Origin of the sequence: Burkholderia sp. MSMB1835 (assembly GCF_001526365.1) — a bacterium.
In the GTDB taxonomy this organism is placed as follows: Bacteria; Pseudomonadota; Gammaproteobacteria; order Burkholderiales; family Burkholderiaceae; genus Burkholderia.
Map to the genome: position 1 here is coordinate 1 of NZ_LOYP01000010.1, position 18,562 is coordinate 18,562.

Here is an 18,562-nt window from a genome sequence, read left to right on the forward strand (position 1 = left end):
ATCTCGGAACCCTTCTCGAGCACGCACACGCCGATCTCGGTGCCTTTCTCGGCGGCCAGCTGCTTGAGCCGGATCGCCGCCGACAGCCCGGCGGGGCCGCCGCCGACGATCACGACGTCGTATTCCATCGATTCGCGCGGGCCGTATTGCTCGATGAGGCTTGCGGGGGTCATTGGCGTTCCTCTAACCGTTAGAATGCTTTTATTCGGGAGCGTATTGTCTGCGAAACGAAACGCTTGCCGCAACAACATGCAGCTAGATTAGCACGATCGTTCTATTTTTTGTGCTAGGGTAATGCCGCCCGGGCTGTGCCGCCCGAGCCGGCGAAACGACATCGAAAGGGGATGGGCAAATGGGTCGATCGATCAATCTGGAAGGCAAGGTTGCGCTGGTCACGGGCGCGTCGAGCGGCCTGGGGCAGCGTTTTGCGCAGGTGCTGTCGCAGGCCGGCGCGAAGGTCGTGCTCGCGAGCCGCCGCGTCGAACGCCTGAAGGAACTGCGCGCGGAGATCGAGGCGGCGGGCGGTGCCGCGCACGTCGTGTCGCTCGACGTGACCGACGTGCAGAGCATCAAGGCGGCCGTCGCGCATGCGGAGACGGAAGCCGGCACGATCGACATCCTCGTGAACAATTCCGGCGTGTCGACGATGCAGAAGCTCGTCGACGTGACGCCGGCGGATTTCGAGTTCGTGTTCGATACGAACACGCGCGGCGCATTTTTCGTCGCGCAGGAAGTCGCGAAGCGGATGATCATGCGCGCGAACGGCGGCGGCAACGGCAAGCCGCCGTGCCGGATCATCAACATCGCGTCGGTGGCCGGGCTGCGCGTGTTCCCGCAGATCGGGCTGTACGCGATGAGCAAGGCCGCGGTCGTGCAGATGACGCGCGCGATGGCGCTCGAGTGGGGCCGCCACGGGATCAACGTGAACGCGATCTGTCCGGGCTATATCGATACCGAAATCAATCATTACCTGTGGGAAACCGAGCAGGGCCAGAAGCTGCAGTCGATGCTGCCGCGCCGGCGCGTCGGCAAGCCGCAGGATCTCGACGGGCTGTTGTTGCTGCTCGCGGCCGACGAGTCGCAGTTCATCAATGGCTCGATTATCTCCGCCGACGACGGTTTCGGCCTCGCGTGAGCGGATGACATTCCGCAACAAAGAAGACTGCAATGAGCGCAACAAGCGATTACTCACCCGTTTTTGAGATGTCGATGCCGATCCGCTGGGGCGACATGGACGCGTTCGGCCATGTGAACAACACGGTCTATTTCCGCTACATGGAGCAGGCGCGGATTTCGTGGTTCGAGGCGCTCGGCATCGCCGGCGGCAACGGCGAGGGGCAGGGGCCCGTCATCGTCACCGCGTCGATGGAATTCCTCAAGCAACTGCACTATCCGGGCGACGTGATCGCGAAGATGTCGGCCGCGAAGCCCGGCCGAAGCAGTTTCGACACCGGTTTCGAGCTCACGCGCGCGGACGATCCGCGGCATGTCTATGCACGTGGCAACGCGCGCTGCGTGTGGGTCGACTACGCGCTCGGCAAGTCGGTGCCGCTGCCGCAACTGCTGCGCGACACGATCGAGCAGGCGCTCGCGACGAAAGTCGGCTGAGCGCGGCTGCCGGCGGGCCGGCACCGGATCGCCGGTGGCGTGCCGTGCCCGTTGTTCCGATGTTTCCCCCTGATCGGCCGCCATGTGCGGCCGATCGTCATCCGGGCGCCGTCACGCGATGCGCGTTCACTGCCCGAGCAGGCGCTGCAGCAACTCCGGCGTATTGTTCGTCCCGTATTTGCGCATCAGCCGCGCGCGGTAGATGTCGACCGTGCGCGAGCTGATGTCGAGCACGCGGCCGATCTGCTTGCTGGTCTTGCCGGTCGCGAGCTGGGCGGCGATCTCGCGCTCGCGCGGGGTCAGCTCGACCGCGACGCGGCGCGTCGCGCTCAAGTCCTCGAAGGTCCAGACGCCGGCCGCGAGCGGCGCGGTGCGGTCGAGAGCGCGTCCCGTCACGTGGCACCAGAACAGCTCGCCGTCCGCGCGTTTCATGATTCTGTCATCCGAGTAGACGCCGTTCGCGACCATCACGCGCGCGATGCGTTCGCCGATTCGCTGGAATTCGTCCGTCGACGGGTAGAGCACCGCGTACGACTTCCCGATCAGGTCGGCCCGCGCGCAGCGGAAGATCGACGCGAGCGCGTCGTTGCAGTCCTCGATCACGCGATCGCGCGACAGCACGAGGCCGAGCGGCGCGAGGTGGAAGGCGGTCTGGTAATCGAGATCGGGCATGGCGCGGGCAAGCGGAGGCAAATGCTTATGTATTTTTGCGTATTGTGCCGCATCGGCGTCACATCGTACCCTTTCAGGCATCTCGCGGCGGTATGTCGCGACATAAAAACAGCGCGCCTCGACGCAGGCATTGCCGCGCATGCATAGAATGGTGCGGCGGGCTTGCGCCACGTGGCGCGTGAACCGGTTTTGCTGGTTTCCATAGAGGAAGGGACAACTGATGAACAAAGTCTATCCAAGCGCGGCTGCCGCGCTGGAGGGGATCGTCCGCGACGGACAGACCTTCGCGGTGGGCGGCTTCGGCCTGTGCGGGATTCCCGAGGCGCTGATCGCGGCGTTGCGCGATTCGGCGGTCAAGGGCATCACCTGCATCAGCAACAACGCGGGCGTCGACGGTTTCGGCCTCGGGCTGCTGCTGGAAACGCGCCAGATCAAGAAGATGATCTCGTCGTACGTCGGCGAGAACAAGGAGTTCGAGCGCCAATACCTGGCCGGCGAACTCGAGCTCGAATTCACGCCGCAGGGCACGCTCGCCGAAAAGCTGCGCGCGGGCGGCGCGGGCATCCCCGCGTTCTTCACGAATACCGGCTACGGCACCGTGATCGCGGAAGGCAAGGAAACGCGCCAGTTCGGCGATCGCCACTACGTGCTCGAGCCGTCGCTGACGGCCGACGTCGCGCTCGTCAAGGCGTGGAAGGCCGACAAGTCGGGCAACCTCATCTACCGCCGCACCGCGCGCAACTTCAACCCGATGTGCGCGATGGCCGGCAAGATCACGGTGGCGGAGGTCGAGGAGATCGTCGAGAACGGCACGCTCGATCCGGACCAGGTTCATACGCCGGGGATCTTCGTGCAGCGCATCGTGCTGAACGCGACGCCTGAAAAACGCATCGAACAACGCGTCGTACGCGCGAAAGGAGACTGACATGGCCTGGAATCGTGACCAGATGGCCGCGCGCGCGGCGAAGGAACTGCAGGACGGCTTCTACGTGAACCTCGGCATCGGCCTGCCGACGCTCGTCGCGAACCACGTGCCGGCAGGCGTCGAGGTGTGGCTGCAGTCGGAGAACGGCCTGCTCGGCATCGGGCCGTCGCCGACCGAAGACGAAGTCGACGCCGATCTCATCAACGCCGGCAAGCAGACCGTCACGACGCTGCCGGGTTCGTCGATCTTCTCGTCGGCCGATTCGTTCGCGATGATTCGCGGCGGCCACATCAATCTCGCGATCCTCGGCGCGATGCAGGTCAGCAAGAAGGGCGACCTCGCGAACTGGATGATCCCGGGCAAGATGATCAAGGGGATGGGCGGCGCGATGGACCTCGTCGCGGGCGTGAAGCGCGTCGTCGTGCTGATGGAGCACGTCGCGAAGGGCGACCAGCACAAGATTCTCGACGAATGCAACCTGCCGCTGACGGGTGTCGGCGTGGTCGATCTGATCATCACCGACCTCGGCGTGATCGAAGTGACGCCGGACGGGCTGAAGGTGCTCGAACTCGCCGACGGCGTGAGCGCGGAAGAGATCCAGGCGAAGACGGGCGCGCCGCTCGACGTCAGCGCCGTGGCATAAGTTCGCCACACGGGCACGCATCCGACGCCCCGCATGCCGGACGACGGCATGCGGGGCGTTTGTCATTGCGCGTCGACGGCCGGCCTGTTGGGTGCCCGATGGGCCGACCCGTCCGGCGGAAGCGGTTTACAATCGTTTGCATCGGGCGTCGCAAGCGTTGCCCCGCGCGTCCGCCCCTCGTTCGACAGGATGCCAACGATGCCAACGACTTCAGCGAATTCCCCGGTTCCCCGTCAGCGACGCGTGCAGTGTGCGAGCGCCGCCGGCCTTCACCACGTTGCCTATACGGAATGGGGCGATCCCGCGAATCCGCGCGTGCTGGTCTGCGTGCACGGCCTGACGCGCTCGGGGCGCGATTTCGACCGGCTGGCCGCCGCGCTGTCCGATACGTATCGCGTCGTCTGCCCCGATGTCGCCGGACGTGGCCGCTCCGACCGGCTGGCCGATCCGCGGCTCTATGCGATTCCGCAGTACGTGGCCGACATGGTGACGTTGATCGCGCGGCTCGACGTGGAGTCGGTCGACTGGTTCGGCACGTCGATGGGCGGCCTGATCGGCATGGCGCTCGCCGGGCTGCCCGGTTCGCCGCTGCGGCGGATGATCGTCAACGATGTCGGCCCGCGCATCGAGCCCGATTCGCTGACGCGCATCGGCGAGTACCTCGGCGTACAGCCGCGCTTTGCGACCGAGCAGGAGGGGATCGACTATCTGACGTCGCTGTCGCTGCCGTTCGGTGCGCTGAGCGCCGACGAGTGGCGCGAGATCAACGGGCCGCTGCTGCACCAACTGCCCGAAGGCGACTGGACGATGCGCTACGATCCGCGCATCGCCGAGCCGTTCAAGGCGACGACGCCGGAGCTGGCCGCGCTCGGCGAGGCCGCGCTGTGGCGTGCGATCGAGACGACGGATGCGACGCTGCTCGTCGTGCGCGGCGAGACGTCCGACTTGCTGTCGCGCGAGACGGCGGCCGAAATGGTCCGTCGCGGCCGGCATGTGACGCAGGTCGAGATCCCGGGGGCGGGCCACGCGCCGGCGTTCGTCAGCGCCGACCAGATTGCGCTCGCGCGGCGGTTTTTCGTCGAAGGCGACGCCTAAACGCGTCATAATATGCGGTTCGGCGGCACGCGGGCCGTGCCGCCCGATTCCTCACTCATCACGACCGGAACATTTCATGGCAGTCATTCGTCACCACGTCGGGGCCCGTCTCTCCGAAACCGCGATCCACAACGGCACCGTGTATCTAGCCGGCCAGATCGCCGAAGACACCACGCAGGACATCCGCGGCCAGACGCGCGAAGTGCTCGGCCACATCGACCGCCTGCTCGCCGAAGCGAACAGCGACAAGGCGCATCTGCTGTCGGTGCAGATCTACATCTCGGATCTCGCGAACTTCGAAGGCATGAATGCGGAGTGGGACGCATGGGTCGCGCAGGGCAACACGCCGCCGCGCGCGACCGTCGAGGCGAAGCTCGCGGATCCGGCGCTGCTCGTCGAGATCGTCGTCGTCGCCGCGCAGCGGAGCTGAGCGTTATCCGACGATGACCGTATTCCGGCAGGCCGTGCAATGACCGAATCCGTTTCCGCATCCTCCGTCGCGGCGCCGTCGTTCGACGACGTGCTCGCGTTCGTGCGCGAGCGGGCCGGCGATGCGCGCCTGTCGTCCGGCGAGCTGCTCGCCGATCACTCGGCGGGCACGGCGGCGATCATGCGCACGCTGAACGTCGATCCGTCGGCGATGCAGGCTGCCGCGCTGTTCGTGCTGACGCCGCACCTGAGCGACCCCGAGCGCGAGCTGACCGAGCGTTTCGGCGACGAAGTCGCGCGGCTCGTGTTCGACGTGCGCAAGCTGTTGCGGCTCGGCACCGTCAGCCTGCGCGTCGCGCAGAACGCGAAGCCCGACGCCGGGCGCGACGCGGCGCAGGAGCGGCGTACGCAGATCGAGGCGCTGCGCAAGATGCTGCTCGCATTCGCGCAGGACATCCGCGTGGTGCTGATCCGGCTCGCGTCGCGGTTGCAGTCGCTGCGCTACTACGCGGCTGCGAAGATCGACCCGCCGCCGGACGTGGCGCGCGAGACGCTCGAGATCTATGCGCCGCTCGCGAATCGTCTCGGTATCTGGCAACTGAAGTGGGAGCTCGAGGATCTCGCGTTCCGCTTCGAGGATCCCGTCACCTACAAGCGGATCGCGAAGCTGCTCGACGAGAAGCGCATCGAGCGCGAGGCGTACGTCACGCAGGCGATCGCGCGGCTGCAGCACGAGCTCGCGGAGGCGAACATCCAGGCCGACGTCAGCGGCCGGCCGAAGCATATCTACAGCATCTGGCGCAAGATGCGCGGCAAGGAGCTCGATTTCTCCGAGCTGTACGACGTGCGCGCGTTTCGCGTGATCGTGCCGGACATCAAGGATTGCTACGCGGTGCTCGGCATCGTGCATCACCTGTGGCAGCCGGTGCCGAAGGAGTTCGACGACTACATCTCGCGGCCGAAGCCGAACGGCTACAAGTCGCTGCATACGGTCGTGATCGGCGACGACGGCCGTGCGTTCGAAGTGCAGATCCGCACGCAGGAGATGCATCGTTTCGCCGAGTATGGCGTCGCGGCACACTGGCGCTACAAGGAGGCCGGCGCGCGCGGCTATGGCGGCCAGTTCTCGGCGAGCGACAAGTACGACGAGAAGATCGCGTGGCTGCGCCAGTTGCTCGCGTGGAAGGACGACGTCGAGGACGGCGCCGAAGTGTCGGGCGACCAGGCGTGGGCGCAATTGCGCGAAACGTCGCTCGACGACGACCACATCTACGTGCTGACGCCGCAGGCGCGCGTGATCGCGCTGCCGCAGGGCGCGACGCCGGTCGATTTCGCGTATCACCTGCACAGCGAGCTCGGCCATCGCTGCCGTGGCGCGCGCGTCGACGGCGTGATGGTGCCGCTGAACACGTCGCTCGCGAACGGCCAGACGGTCGAGATCGTCGCGGTGAAGGAAGGCGGGCCGTCGCGCGACTGGCTGAACCTGCAGCTCGGTTACCTGAAGAGCTCGCGCGCGCGGCAGAAGGTGCGTGCGTGGTTCAACTCGATCGAGCAGGAAGAAAACGTCGCGCACGGCCGCGCGCTCGTCGAAAAGACGCTGCAGCGCGAGGGCAAGACGTCGGTCAATCTGGACCATCTCGCCGCGAAGCTCGGCTTCAAGTCGCCCGAGGAGCTGTTCTCGGTCGTCGGCAAGGAAGAATTCAGCCTGCGCAACGTCGAGCATGCGCTGTCCGATGCGCCGCCGCCGGAACCGGCGCCCGAGGCGCCGGCCGATTTCGAGAAGCGCAGCAGCGGCGCGAGCGTCGCGCATGGCGCGTCGACCGGCGTGCTGGTGGTGGGCGTCGACGCGCTGCTGACGCAACTGGCGCGTTGCTGCCGTCCGGCGCCGCCCGATCCGATCAGCGGGTTCGTCACGCGCGGCAAGGGGATGTCGATTCATCGCACCGACTGCCCGACGTTTCGCCGGATGGTCGAGCGCGCGCCGGAGCGCGTGCTGCAGACGACCTGGTCGGCCGACGTGCTGGGCGGGCGTGGCGCGTCCGTCTACCCGGTCGACCTGATGATCGAGGCGAGCGACCGGCAAGGGTTGCTGCGCGATATCTCCGAAGTGTTCGCGCGGGAAAAGATCAACGTCGTGGGCGTGAAGACGCAGAGCCGCCGCAATGCGGCATTCATGCAGTTCACGGTCGAGGTATCGAATTCGGCGCAGGTGCAGCGCGCGTGCACGCTGCTCGGCGAGGTACAGGGCGTCGTGCGGGCAGGGCGAAAATCGTGATGGGGTTGGAACAGCGTTATTTTGCTGCAACCGCATAAAACACTTGCCAAGCCGGTAGCAACTCCATATAATTTTAGCTTCTCTAGGCTCGTAGCTCAGCTGGTTAGAGCACCACCTTGACATGGTGGGGGTCGTTGGTTCGAGTCCAATCGAGCCTACCAACGAATTGAGAATGCCCGGCTTCCGGGTGTTCGATGCAGTACACAACTCAACGCGAACAAGGCGAATACGGTTATGACACCGCGAACGTTGACCGAAACCACTTCGGAGCGACGCTAGTCGAGGAACGTTTTCGCCCTTTCAGTTGAGTGAAGTATCGAATGCGGCCCCTCGAAAGCGGGGCCGCATTTTTTTTGTCGCGAATTTTCCCGCGTGAGTTCGACTCGCGTACCTGGTCTGCCGCCCACTGTCGGCATCACGGAGATTGCTATGGTTTCGATACGCTTGCCTGACGGCTCAGTTCGACAATACGAGCATCCGGTGACAGTTGCCGAGGTTGCGGCCTCCATCGGTCCCGGCTTGGCGAAGGCTGCGCTGGGCGGCAAGCTCGACGGCGAGCTCGTCGATACGTCGACGGTGATCGATCGCGACGCGTCGCTCGCGATCGTCACGGACAAGGATGCCGACGGCCTCGACATCATCCGCCACTCGACCGCTCACTTGCTCGCGTACGCGGTGAAGGAACTGTATCCGGACGCGCAGGTGACGATCGGCCCGGTGATCGACAACGGCTTCTATTACGACTTCTCGTACAACCGCCCGTTTACGCCGGAAGATCTGGAAAAGATCGAAAAGCGCATGCAGGAACTCGCGAAGAAGGACGAGCCGGTCACGCGCCGTGTCGTGTCGCGCGACGAGGCGGCCAGTTACTTCCGCAGCATCGGCGAGAAGTACAAGGCCGAGATCATCGAATCGATTCCGCAAAGCGACGAAATCAAGCTGTATTCGCACGGCGGCTTCACCGATCTGTGCCGCGGCCCGCACGTGCCGTCCACCGGCAAGCTGAAGGTCTTCAAGTTGATGAAGGTCGCGGGCGCGTACTGGCGCGGCGATTCGAAGAACGAGCAGCTGCAGCGCATCTACGGCACGGCCTGGACGAAGAAGGAAGACCAGGATCAGTACCTGCACATGCTCGAGGAGGCGGAAAAGCGCGACCATCGCAAGCTGGGCAAGCAGCTCGACCTGTTCCACATGCAGGAAGAGTCGCCGGGCATGGTGTTCTGGCATCCGAAGGGCTGGGCGCTGTGGCAGCAGGTCGAGCAGTACATGCGCCGCCGCGTCAACGAAGCCGGCTATCTCGAGATCAAGACGCCGATGATCATGGACCGTTCGCTGTGGGAAGCGTCGGGCCACTGGCAGAACTATCGCGAGAACATGTTCACGACGGAGTCGGAGAAGCGCGACTACGCGATCAAGCCGATGAACTGCCCGGGCCACGTTCAGGTGTTCAAGCACGGCCTGCGCTCGTACCGCGACCTGCCGCTGCGTTACGCGGAATTCGGCTCGTGCCACCGCAACGAGGCATCGGGCGCGCTGCACGGCCTGATGCGCGTGCGCGGCTTCGTGCAGGACGATGCGCACATCTTCTGTACGGAAGATCAGTTCATTTCGGAATCGATCGCGTTCAACACGCTCGCGATGAGCGTGTACAAGGATTTCGGCTTCGATCACATCGACATCAAGCTGTCGCTGCGCCCTGACCAGCGCGCGGGCACGGACGAGACGTGGGATCGCGCCGAGCAGGGCCTGCGCGATGCGCTGACGGCCTGCGGCCTCACGTGGGAAGAGCTGCCGGGCGAGGGCGCGTTCTATGGCCCGAAGATCGAGTACCACATCAAGGACGCGCTCGGCCGCTCGTGGCAATGCGGCACGCTGCAGCTCGACATGGTGCTGCCGGAGCGCCTCGGCGCCGAGTACGTGGCGGAAGACAACAGCCGCCGCCGGCCGGTGATGCTGCACCGCGCGATCGTCGGGTCGATGGAGCGTTTCCTCGGCATTTTGATCGAGCACCATGCTGGTGCAATGCCGGTCTGGCTCGCGCCGTACCAGGCAATTGTGCTCAATATCGCCGAAAGTCAGGCCGAATATGCGCAGTCCCTGGCCCAATCGTTGCAAAAACAAGGGGTTAGAGTGGCGGCCGATTTGCGCAACGAGAAGATTAGCTATAAAATACGCGAGCACACGCTGGAAAAGGTGCCTTATCTCCTCGTCGTGGGCGATAAGGAGCGTGATGCGCAAACGGTAGCCGTGCGTGCCCGTGGCGGCGTCGATCTTGGCGTAATGCCGGTCGAAGCCTTCGTTGAGCGTCTGCAGGAAGACCTGCGCTCGTTCAAGTAACCGCCCTGGCAGCGCGGCTCGTTTTTTTTAATTTTTAGAGGAAACGTAACATCGCTACTGATAAGTCGTCGCACCGCATCAACGGTGAAATCACTGCGCCGGAAGTGCGCCTGGTCGGGATCGAGAACGAACCGCTCGGTATCGTAAAACTCGCTGATGCTTTCCGTAAATCGGAAGAACTGGATGTTGACCTGGTGGAGATCGCGCCGCAAGCGGTGCCGCCGGTTTGCCGTCTGATGGATTACGGCAAGTTCAAGTACCAGGAATCGAAGAAGCAGCACGAAGCGAAGCTGAAGCAGAAGGTCATCCAGGTGAAGGAAGTCAAGTTCCGCCCGGGTACCGATGACGGGGATTACAACGTCAAGCTCCGCAATCTCGTGCGCTTCCTCGAAGAGGGCGACAAGACGAAGATCACGTTGCGTTTCCGCGGCCGCGAAATGGCTCACCAGGAAATCGGTATGCGGATGCTGGAGCGTCTGCGCACGGATCTCGAGGAAGTCGGCCAGGTCGAGCAGATGCCGAAGATGGAAGGGCGCCAGATGATCATGGTGCTCTCGCCGAAGAAAAAGAAGTAACGGGCCCGCGCGCATCGCGCGCAGGTTCGACAGTGGTTCGGCGCGCTGCCCGGTCCGGGCAGCGCGCCAACATGACGGCGGCTGCGCAAGCGGGTCGCCGTACACAAGTGGACTGGGTTTCGAAGGGCGGGTCAAGGGCGCAAGCCAACCGCACACCCATCGCCATCTAATAAACTGGAGTTGTTCGTCATGCCTAAGATGAAGACCAAGAAGAGCGCTGCAAAGCGCTTCGTGGTGCGTCCGGGCGGTACCGTCAAGCGCGGTCAAGCCTTCAAGCGCCACATCCTGACCAAGAAAACCACGAAGAACAAGCGCCATCTGCGCGGCGCAACGGCAGTTCATGATTCCGATCTGAACTCCGTCCGCGCGATGCTCCCGTTCGCGTAACCCCTCAACTGATACTCCAAGGAGAGAAACATGCCTCGAGTCAAACGTGGGGTAACCGCACGGGCCCGCCACAAGAAGATCATCAACCTGGCCAAGGGTTATCGCGGCCGCCGCAATAACGTCTACCGCATCGCCAAGCAGGCGGTGATGCGCGCCGGTCAGTACGCGTACCGCGATCGCCGCAACAAGAAGCGTGTGTTCCGCGCACTGTGGATCACGCGTATCAACGCGGCAGTTCGCCAGCACGACATGACCTACAGCGTGTTCATCAACGGCCTGAAGAAGGCGTCGATCGAACTCGACCGTAAGGTGCTGGCCGACATGGCGGTGTTCGACAAGGCTGCTTTTGCTGCGATCGTCAAGCAGGTGAAAGCCGCCGTTGCAGCCTAATTGCGAAATTAGCACTGCGTGGTTAGTTGCAGCGAGGTTCCGGTAGTCTCGGCCGCTGCAGCGAAAACGGGGCTCTTCCGAGCCCCTTTTTTGTTTGGTGGGCAGATTCGCTCGCCAAGACCGAATGACGTTGGAAATGATGGGATCTATGGATCTGGACCAGATTGTCGCCGACGCGCAGCAGTCCTTCGAACACGCTGCCGACATCACCACGCTCGAAAACGAGAAAGCGCGATTTCTCGGTAAATCGGGTGCGCTGACCGAGTTGCTGAAGGGCCTCGGCAAGCTCGATCCCGAAGCACGCAAGACCGAAGGCGCACGCATCAACGTCGCGAAGCAGCAGGTCGAAGCCGCGCTCACCGCCCGTCGCCAGGCACTGGCCGACGCGCTGCTGAATCAGCGCCTCACCGCCGAAGCGATCGACGTGACGTTGCCGGGCCGTGGCGCCGGCGCCGGCAGCCTGCACCCGGTGATGCGCACGTGGGAGCGTGTCGAACGGATTTTCGGCTCGATCGGTTTCGACGTGGCCGATGGCCCCGAAATCGAGACCGACTGGTACAACTTCACGTCGCTGAACAGCCCGGAGAACCATCCGGCGCGTTCGATGCAGGACACCTTCTACGTCGAAGGCAAGGATGCCGACGGCCGCCAGCTGCTGCTGCGCACGCACACGAGCCCGATGCAGGTGCGTTATGCGCGCATGAACCGTCCGCCGATCAAGGTGATCGCGCCGGGCCGCACGTATCGCGTCGACAGCGATGCGACCCACTCGCCGATGTTCAATCAGGTCGAGGGGCTGTGGATCGACGAAAACATCAGCTTCGCCGACCTCAAGGGCGTCTATACCGACTTCCTGAAAAAATTCTTCGAGCGCGACGACATCCTCGTGCGCTTCCGTCCGTCGTATTTCCCGTTCACGGAACCGTCGGCCGAGATCGACATGATGTTCGAGCAAGGCAAGAACGCCGGCAAGTGGCTCGAAATTTCCGGCTCCGGGCAGGTGCATCCGACCGTGATCCGCAACATGGGCCTCGACCCCGAGCGCTACATCGGTTTCGCGTTCGGCAGCGGCCTCGAGCGCCTGACGATGCTGCGTTACGGCGTCCAGGATCTCCGGCTGTTCTTCGAGAACGACCTGCGTTTCCTGCGCCAGTTCGCATAACGCCGCTCGCCGCGCCGACCTGTGCCCGCGCACGCCCCGACGGACGTTTCCGAGGGGCCCGGGCGTCGATCTAACCTGTTTCGAACGTAGACATCCATGCAATTCCCTGAATCCTGGTTGAGAACCTTTGTCGACCCGCAGCTGACGACCGACGAACTGTCGCACGCGCTGACGATGGCGGGGCTCGAAGTCGAATCGCTGAGCAAGGCTGCGCCGCCGACGTCGAAGATCGTCGTCGGCCGCGTGCTCGAAGTCGTCAAGCATCCGGATGCGGACAAGCTCAATGTCTGCCAGGTCGACGCCGGCACCGGCGCGACGCTGAACATCGTCTGCGGCGCGCCGAACGTGGCGCCGGGCATCAAGGTGCCGGTCGCGCTGGTCGGCGCGGAACTGCCGCCGGCGGAAGAGGGCGGCAAGCCGTTCGCGATCAAGCTGTCGAAGCTGCGCGGCGTGGAGAGCCAGGGGATGCTGTGCTCGGCGCGCGAGCTGAAATTGTCCGAGGATCACAGCGGGCTGCTGATCCTGCCGGAAGACACGCCGGTCGGCCAGGACATCCGCGACACCCTCAATCTCGACGACACGATCTTCGAAATCAAGCTGACGCCGAACAAGGCCGACTGCCTGTCGGTGTTCGGTATCGCACGCGAGACGGCCGCGATCACCGGCGCGCCGCTGACGCCGGTCGATATTCGCCCGGTGAAGGTCGAACTCGACGAAACGCTGCCGGTGCGCATTGCCGCGCCGGATCTGTGCGGCCGCTTCTCCGGCCGCGTGATCCGCGGCGTGAACGCGCGCGCGAAGACGCCGCAGTGGATGGTCGAGCGCCTCGAGCGCGCGGGCCAGCGCAGCGTGTCCGCGCTCGTCGACATCTCGAACTACGTGATGTTCGAACTTGGCCGTCCGTCGCACGTGTTCGACCTGGACAAGATTCACGGCGGCATCGAAGTGCGCTGGGGCAAGCGCGGCGAGTCGCTGAAGCTGCTCAACGGCAACACGGTCGAACTCGACGAAACGGTCGGCGTGATCGCGGACGACCGTCAGGTCGAAAGCCTCGCGGGCATCATGGGCGGCGACAGCACGGCCGTCACGCTCGATACGACCAACATCTACCTGGAAGCCGCGTTCTGGTGGCCGGACAGCATCCGCGGCCGCGCGCGCAAGTACAACTTCTCGACGGATGCGGCGCACCGCTTCGAGCGCGGCGTCGATTACGCGACGACCGTCGAGCACGTCGAGCGCATCACGCAACTGATCCTCGAGATCTGCGGCGGCAAGGCCGGCCCGGTCGACGATCAGGCGGTGAACCTGCCGCAGCGCGCGCCGGTGAAGATGCGCGTGTCGCGCGCGAACCGCATCATCGGCGTGAAGATCGACGCCGACGAGATCGCGAACATCTTCACGCGCCTCGGCCTGCCGTTCGAGCGTGAAGACGACGCGTTCCTCGTCACGCCGCCGTCGCACCGCTTCGACATCGAGATCGAGGAAGACCTGATCGAGGAAGTGGCGCGCATCTACGGCTTCGAGAAGATCCCCGCACGGCCGCCGGTCGCGACGAGCGAAATGCGCGCGACCCACGAGACGCGGCGTTCGATCCACGATATCCGTCACGCGCTCGCCGCGCGCGACTACGCGGAAACCGTCAACTTCAGCTTCGTCGATGCGGAGTGGGAGCACGATTTCGCGGGCAACGACAACCCGATCCGGCTGCTGAACCCGATCGCGAGCCAGCTTTCGGCGATGCGCACGACGCTGTTCGGCAGCCTGATCGCCGTGCTGCGTCACAACCTGAACCGCCGCGCCGATCGCGTGCGCGTGTTCGAATCGGGGCGCGTGTTCGTCGCCGATCCGTCGGTGAAGGCCGGCGAGCTGGCGGTCGAAGGTCACGCGCAGCCGAAGCGCGTCGGCGCGCTGGCGTACGGTCCGGCACTCGACGAGCAATGGGGCGCGGCGACCCGCCCGGTCGATTTCTTCGACGTGAAGGGCGATCTCGAAGCGCTGCTCGCGCCGGCGGTTGCACGCTTCGTGAAGGCCGAGCATCCGGCCCTTCATCCGGGCCGCAGCGCACGCATCGAAGTCGATGGCCGCGCGGTCGGCTGGATCGGTGAGCTGCATCCGCGCCTGATGCAGAAGTACGAGTTGCCGCACGCGCCGGTGATGTTCGAGATCGATGCGGACGCGCTGACTGCACGTGCGTTGCCCGCACCGACCGACGTGTCGAAATTCCCGCCGGTCCGTCGCGATATCGCCGTTGTCGTCGATCAGGCGGTCGAGGTTCAGGCACTTTTCGACGAAATGAAGAAGGCGCTTGCCGAAGAGGCCTGCCGATTCGTTCAGAAGGTTGTACTCTTCGACGAATTTCGTGCAAAATCAAACACTTCCGGTGGTCTTGCCGCGAACGAGAAGAGCCTTGCCTTCCGCGTGACGCTGCAGGACGCGGCTGGCACGCTGCAGGACGAGATCGTCGATCAGGCGATCCAGACGCTGGTCGAGCGGATGGCTCGTGCCGGCGCGCGCCTGCGCGGCTGAGGAGAGGGGCCGGCCCGTTCGCGGGCGGCTTGTTTCCATCGTAAGTTTTGATTCAACGCGCTGTATGGCAGATATGAACGACATGACCTCGAGTGAATTCGAAGCCCTCCTGACGGCGCAACGCAGCGCGATGAACCGCGACGCTTCGGTGCCGGCGTCCACCGAGACGCCGACGCTGACGAAGGCGGAACTGGCGGAGCTGCTGTTCGACAGCGTCGGGCTGAACAAGCGTGAAGCGAAGGACATGGTCGAGGCGTTTTTCGAAGTGATCCGCGACGCGCTCGAAAACGGCGAAAGCGTCAAGCTGTCGGGGTTCGGCAATTTCCAGTTGCGCGACAAGCCGCAGCGTCCGGGCCGCAATCCGAAGACGGGCGAGGCGATTCCGATCGCGGCCCGCCGGGTGGTAACCTTCCACGCGAGCCAGAAGCTGAAGGCGCTGGTCGAAAACGGCGCGGAGTAATACGCGCGCCCACGCCCCGCGCGGCCGCCGCGCACCCTTTACCGACGGTTAACCGACGATGACCACCACGGTTGAGAAAGTCGTCTTGCCTCCGATTCCCGCGAAGCGCTACTTCACGATCGGCGAAGTCAGCGAATTGTGCGGGGTCAAACCACATGTGCTGCGTTACTGGGAACAGGAATTCACGCAGCTGCGGCCGGTGAAGCGGCGCGGCAATCGTCGGTATTACCAGCATCACGAAGTGCTGCTGATCCGGCGGATTCGCGAGTTGCTGTACGAGCAGGGCTTCACGATCAACGGTGCGCGCAACCGGCTCGATTCGCCGGGCAGCGAGCGGGCCGCGGCGGAGCCGGTCGAACCCGATGCGCGGGCCGTCGATGCGCGCGGGGCGATCAAGCCGGGCGCAACCGTCGACGTCATCGCGTTGCGGCAGGCGTTGCTGGACGTGATCGACGGACTGAAACACGATTGAGCGCACGGCGCGCAAGATGCATTGAAAAGCCCGGTTGGCGACCTGCCACCGGGCTTTTTTTCATGCGTGTCCTGCACGCGGATCAGCGCGACGCGAGCGGATTCTTCCGCCCCATGTCGACGACCAGCGTGCCGTCCGGCAGCATCCGCACCGAGCCCTGCGCGACCTGGCTGCGATACCCGTACAAGTCGAACCGCATCGGGCCGGCCTCGGCCGAATTCCGGATCAGCGCGCGCACGTTCAGTTCGAGCACGTTGAACATCTTCATGTCGCCGCCTTCCATCCACATGTAGCTCGGCGCGTCGATCTGCGGCCGCTTCGGCGCGGGCGCACCCGCCGCGCGCCGGAACGTGAGCCGCAATCCGTCGCGCTCGACCGTCGCCTGGCCGAGCTTGCCGTTCAGCACGGGCGGCGGGAACACCGTGTACTGGTCGAGCACGAGCGTGTCGCCGCGCAGTTCCGCGCCGCGCCGCTGCAACGGCGTCAGCGACGCGAGCTCGATGCCGAGCGAGCGCAGCAGCGTCGCCTGCGGGATGCCGAGCACCGACACCTGCGACGGCTTGAATGCGAGGTGGCGGTCGTCGAGCACCGTCAGCGAGCCCTTCATGTCGGTCGGCAGCCAGACGCCCGGCACGTGATTCCACAGCTTGATGCCGCCCCGGACGCGCAGATCCTGGCCGTCCGCGCTCAACTGCAGATCGTTCAGCGAACGCGGCGAATAATCGAGCAGGTAATTGTTGAAGAGCGCCGACATCGCCTTCCACGACTCGACGACCGTGCCGCCGAGAATGCGGATGTCGTACTGGTTGGGATCGTCGAGATCGACGGGTTCGCCCGGGTGCTTCGACACGAGCTCCACGTCGAGATCCTCGACATGAAAGCCGATATCGCCGGACAGGTTGAAGTCGACGTTGCGCAGGTGGATCGTCGGGTTGCGGTTCGACACGTGCCGTTCGTTGAACGGCGTCGTCGACGTCCGACGCATCGCGACCTTCTGCATGCCGGGCCGCACCGCGTCCGCCGCGAGCGCGTACGCTTCCCAGTGCTGCCGTACGTCGCGCAGCGTATTTTGCTGCGCGGCGAGGAAGCTGTCGTTCAGGCGCGCCGCCGCGTTGCCGAGCAGCGCGCCGCTGGCCGGGCCCGTATACGACGGCATCCGGATCGCCATCGCGCCGCTTTCGTCGAAGTTGAAGTAGCCGGCCGACACCTGGTCTCGATAGTGATACAGGTCGAACACGAACGTCTGGTCGCGCCTCGACGCGTCGAGCGGACCGATCAGGATGTCCGCGTTCATCGGCATCGAGCGCATGAATTTCACGTCGCCGCCGCGGATGTACATCGCCTGCTGCGGTGCATTCGCGGGCATCGCGAAGCCGGCATGCGTGCCGTCGTCGAGCTTCAGGTCGAGGCCCGCCGGCGTCACGCGCACGGCGGTGATCGTGAGTTTCAGGCGCGGCGGCGGCATCAGCTTGTCGACCGCCATCACGAGATCGTCGCCGGCGAGTTGCGCGATCGGCGTCTGCACTTTCAGCAGGTCGGCCATTTTCACGTTGGCCGCGCGCATCACCGGCTGTGCGTTGATGCCCGACACGCGCACGCCGGTCGGGTGGAAGACGAGCTGGCTGCCGTCGCGGATCGCGAGCGTGCCGGTCAGCGAGAACGGTACCCAGCCGTCGCGCTGCATCTCGCCTTGCAGATGGATCACGCCGTCGCCGGCCGACACCGCGAGCTTGCGCAGCGGCGCGTTGCGATAGCCGAAGATATAGGTGTTGAAGAGGGCGGTCAGCTTCGCGTCGTCGAGCGTGACCGTGCCTTCGTGCACGTCGATCTCGAAGCTCGTCGGGTCGTCGAACACGATCGGCGCGCCGGCCTGCGTCGGTACGAGCGTGGCCGACAACTGATGGATGAAGAAGCCGAGGTTGTTGACGACGCGGAAATCGACGTCGCGCAGGAACGTCATCGCGCCGTTCTGGCCCGAGTCGCGCAGCGTGAACGGGCGCGGTTGCGTGAGGCTGAGCGATGCGAGCGACGGCACGGTACGCGCGATCTGCTGCTCGTGCGCGAGCCGCTCGGCCTTGGTGCGCTCGATCTTCGTCGACGCGCTGGATGTATTGCTGTCGCGTTGCGCGGCCGATTCCGCGCAGCCGGTGCAAAGCAGCGCGAGCGCCAGCACGCCGCAGCCGAACACGCGGGATGTCGTGCGCGCCCCCGCGGCGGCCGTGCGTCGCCGGCCAGAAACCCAGTCGAAAATTGCCAAAGGCGAGCGATGGCCGCGCCGGACCGCATTCCGCATCGTCTGTCTCCATGTCTTGTCTTGATCGACGGCGGTGCGCGCCATTGCACGGCGCGAGCGTCGATGCCGTGCAGTGTGTCATAGCGCGCTAGAGCGGCGTCACCAAACAACGGGCGCCCGGGCGCGGCGCGCCGGCGCGCGGCCAGACAATGGATTCGCGGGGGATGGGCGGCTGGATCAAACGGTCGTTTGGTTTGTCCGGCGCGGCGGTCGGCGTCTGTCGAAGCGGCCCTGAAAACCCGCGACCGGCCGTGGCCGGCGCGGGTTTCACCCGATGCCCGAGCGGCGCGGCCCCGGGCATCGACGGATACGA

General features: G+C 64.9%; 18 protein-coding genes and 1 tRNA gene. 16 read left to right on the top strand and 3 right to left on the bottom strand.

Going from position 1 to position 18,562, the window contains the following annotated elements; translation table 11 throughout:
* Positions 1 to 173 (bottom strand): FAD-dependent oxidoreductase (locus tag WS96_RS33560; protein ID WP_124593188.1); only part of this gene is annotated, 173 nt, incomplete at its 3' end.
* Between the two features lie 179 nt (positions 174 to 352).
* On the opposite strand from WS96_RS33560, the gene WS96_RS05225 reads away from it, so the two are divergent.
* Together WS96_RS05225 and WS96_RS05230 are read left to right on the top strand one after the other, a co-directional pair.
* Positions 353 to 1,135 carry an SDR family oxidoreductase gene (locus WS96_RS05225; RefSeq protein ID WP_011545236.1) on the top strand — a complete coding sequence of 261 codons (783 nt, stop codon included), beginning with the start codon at positions 353 to 355 and terminating at the stop codon, positions 1,133 to 1,135.
* Between the two features lie 32 nt (positions 1,136 to 1,167).
* A complete protein-coding gene (locus WS96_RS05230) occupies positions 1,168 to 1,608 on the top strand; it encodes an acyl-CoA thioesterase (protein WP_034207097.1) in 441 nt (146 codons plus the stop codon).
* Positions 1,609 to 1,734: 126 nt separating this feature from the next.
* On the opposite strand, the gene WS96_RS05235 is transcribed toward WS96_RS05230, so the two are convergent.
* Positions 1,735 to 2,280, bottom strand: a complete 546-nt coding sequence (locus tag WS96_RS05235; RefSeq protein ID WP_012328362.1) for a LuxR C-terminal-related transcriptional regulator — start codon at positions 2,278 to 2,280, stop codon at positions 1,735 to 1,737.
* 220 nt (positions 2,281 to 2,500) lie between these two features.
* Between WS96_RS05235 and WS96_RS05240 the strand changes: the two genes are divergently transcribed.
* The 14 genes from WS96_RS05240 to WS96_RS05305 all read left to right on the top strand — a co-directional run bounded on the left by WS96_RS05240 (position 2,501) and on the right by WS96_RS05305 (position 15,956).
* Entirely contained in the window at positions 2,501 to 3,205 is a 705-nt protein-coding gene (locus WS96_RS05240; protein WP_012363722.1) for a CoA transferase subunit A, read from the top strand.
* 1 nt (position 3,206) lies between these two features.
* Complete coding sequence (locus WS96_RS05245) at positions 3,207 to 3,848, top strand: CoA transferase subunit B (RefSeq protein WP_059785420.1); 642 nt, start codon at positions 3,207 to 3,209, stop codon at positions 3,846 to 3,848.
* 198 nt (positions 3,849 to 4,046) lie between these two features.
* A complete protein-coding gene (locus WS96_RS05250; protein WP_034207099.1) occupies positions 4,047 to 4,943 on the top strand; it encodes an alpha/beta fold hydrolase in 897 nt (298 codons plus the stop codon).
* A gap of 76 nt (positions 4,944 to 5,019) precedes the next feature.
* A complete protein-coding gene (locus WS96_RS05255; RefSeq protein WP_027784253.1) occupies positions 5,020 to 5,373 on the top strand; it encodes a RidA family protein in 354 nt (117 codons plus the stop codon).
* 39 nt (positions 5,374 to 5,412) lie between these two features.
* Positions 5,413 to 7,647 carry a RelA/SpoT family protein gene (locus tag WS96_RS05260; RefSeq protein WP_059831081.1) on the top strand — a complete coding sequence of 745 codons (2,235 nt, stop codon included), beginning with the start codon at positions 5,413 to 5,415 and terminating at the stop codon, positions 7,645 to 7,647.
* A gap of 84 nt (positions 7,648 to 7,731) precedes the next feature.
* Positions 7,732 to 7,808: transfer RNA gene (locus WS96_RS05265), tRNA-Val, on the top strand.
* A 268-nt stretch (positions 7,809 to 8,076) separates the two neighbouring features.
* On the top strand, positions 8,077 to 9,984 hold the full coding sequence (gene thrS / locus WS96_RS05270) for a threonine--tRNA ligase (protein WP_059831083.1): 1,908 nt from the start codon (positions 8,077 to 8,079) through the stop codon (positions 9,982 to 9,984).
* Between the two features lie 50 nt (positions 9,985 to 10,034).
* Positions 10,035 to 10,559, top strand: coding sequence for a translation initiation factor IF-3 (gene infC, locus WS96_RS05275; protein WP_071734130.1), 525 nt, complete (start codon positions 10,035 to 10,037; stop codon positions 10,557 to 10,559).
* Between the two features lie 189 nt (positions 10,560 to 10,748).
* Positions 10,749 to 10,946: a 50S ribosomal protein L35 gene (gene rpmI / locus WS96_RS05280; protein ID WP_004191477.1), complete on the top strand. Its 198-nt coding sequence runs from the start codon at positions 10,749 to 10,751 to the stop codon at positions 10,944 to 10,946.
* A 30-nt stretch (positions 10,947 to 10,976) separates the two neighbouring features.
* A complete protein-coding gene (rplT, locus tag WS96_RS05285) occupies positions 10,977 to 11,336 on the top strand; it encodes a 50S ribosomal protein L20 (protein ID WP_004192938.1) in 360 nt (119 codons plus the stop codon).
* A gap of 148 nt (positions 11,337 to 11,484) precedes the next feature.
* Positions 11,485 to 12,498, top strand: coding sequence for a phenylalanine--tRNA ligase subunit alpha (pheS, locus tag WS96_RS05290; protein ID WP_059785429.1), 1,014 nt, complete (start codon positions 11,485 to 11,487; stop codon positions 12,496 to 12,498).
* A gap of 96 nt (positions 12,499 to 12,594) precedes the next feature.
* Positions 12,595 to 15,024, top strand: coding sequence for a phenylalanine--tRNA ligase subunit beta (pheT, locus tag WS96_RS05295; protein WP_059831085.1), 2,430 nt, complete (start codon positions 12,595 to 12,597; stop codon positions 15,022 to 15,024).
* A gap of 73 nt (positions 15,025 to 15,097) precedes the next feature.
* Positions 15,098 to 15,484: an integration host factor subunit alpha gene (locus tag WS96_RS05300; RefSeq protein ID WP_059831086.1), complete on the top strand. Its 387-nt coding sequence runs from the start codon at positions 15,098 to 15,100 to the stop codon at positions 15,482 to 15,484.
* A 58-nt stretch (positions 15,485 to 15,542) separates the two neighbouring features.
* Positions 15,543 to 15,956, top strand: a complete 414-nt coding sequence (locus WS96_RS05305) for a MerR family transcriptional regulator (protein ID WP_034207104.1) — start codon at positions 15,543 to 15,545, stop codon at positions 15,954 to 15,956.
* An 82-nt stretch (positions 15,957 to 16,038) separates the two neighbouring features.
* Here WS96_RS05305 and WS96_RS05310 read toward each other — a convergent pair whose 3' ends face one another.
* Entirely contained in the window at positions 16,039 to 18,249 is a 2,211-nt protein-coding gene (locus tag WS96_RS05310; protein WP_059831098.1) for a hypothetical protein, read from the bottom strand.
* Positions 18,250 to 18,562 lie beyond the last annotated feature (313 nt).

Bases quoted from the DNA above. Each gene is read 5' to 3' on its own strand.
- WS96_RS05225 (WP_011545236.1), top strand. From the start codon at position 353: ATGGGTCGATCGATCAATCTGGAAGGCAAGGTTGCGCTGGTCACGGGC.
- WS96_RS05230 (WP_034207097.1), top strand. From the start codon at position 1,168: ATGAGCGCAACAAGCGATTACTCACCCGTTTTTGAGATGTCGATGCCG.
- WS96_RS05235 (WP_012328362.1), bottom strand. From the start codon at position 2,280: ATGCCCGATCTCGATTACCAGACCGCCTTCCACCTCGCGCCGCTCGGC.
- WS96_RS05240 (WP_012363722.1), top strand. From the start codon at position 2,501: ATGAACAAAGTCTATCCAAGCGCGGCTGCCGCGCTGGAGGGGATCGTC.
- WS96_RS05245 (WP_059785420.1), top strand. From the start codon at position 3,207: ATGGCCTGGAATCGTGACCAGATGGCCGCGCGCGCGGCGAAGGAACTG.
- WS96_RS05250 (WP_034207099.1), top strand. From the start codon at position 4,047: ATGCCAACGACTTCAGCGAATTCCCCGGTTCCCCGTCAGCGACGCGTG.
- WS96_RS05255 (WP_027784253.1), top strand. From the start codon at position 5,020: ATGGCAGTCATTCGTCACCACGTCGGGGCCCGTCTCTCCGAAACCGCG.
- WS96_RS05260 (WP_059831081.1), top strand. From the start codon at position 5,413: ATGACCGAATCCGTTTCCGCATCCTCCGTCGCGGCGCCGTCGTTCGAC.
- thrS (WP_059831083.1), top strand. From the start codon at position 8,077: ATGGTTTCGATACGCTTGCCTGACGGCTCAGTTCGACAATACGAGCAT.
- rpmI (WP_004191477.1), top strand. From the start codon at position 10,749: ATGCCTAAGATGAAGACCAAGAAGAGCGCTGCAAAGCGCTTCGTGGTG.
- rplT (WP_004192938.1), top strand. From the start codon at position 10,977: ATGCCTCGAGTCAAACGTGGGGTAACCGCACGGGCCCGCCACAAGAAG.
- pheS (WP_059785429.1), top strand. From the start codon at position 11,485: ATGGATCTGGACCAGATTGTCGCCGACGCGCAGCAGTCCTTCGAACAC.
- pheT (WP_059831085.1), top strand. From the start codon at position 12,595: ATGCAATTCCCTGAATCCTGGTTGAGAACCTTTGTCGACCCGCAGCTG.
- WS96_RS05300 (WP_059831086.1), top strand. From the start codon at position 15,098: ATGAACGACATGACCTCGAGTGAATTCGAAGCCCTCCTGACGGCGCAA.
- WS96_RS05305 (WP_034207104.1), top strand. From the start codon at position 15,543: ATGACCACCACGGTTGAGAAAGTCGTCTTGCCTCCGATTCCCGCGAAG.
- WS96_RS05310 (WP_059831098.1), bottom strand. From the start codon at position 18,249: ATGCGGAATGCGGTCCGGCGCGGCCATCGCTCGCCTTTGGCAATTTTC.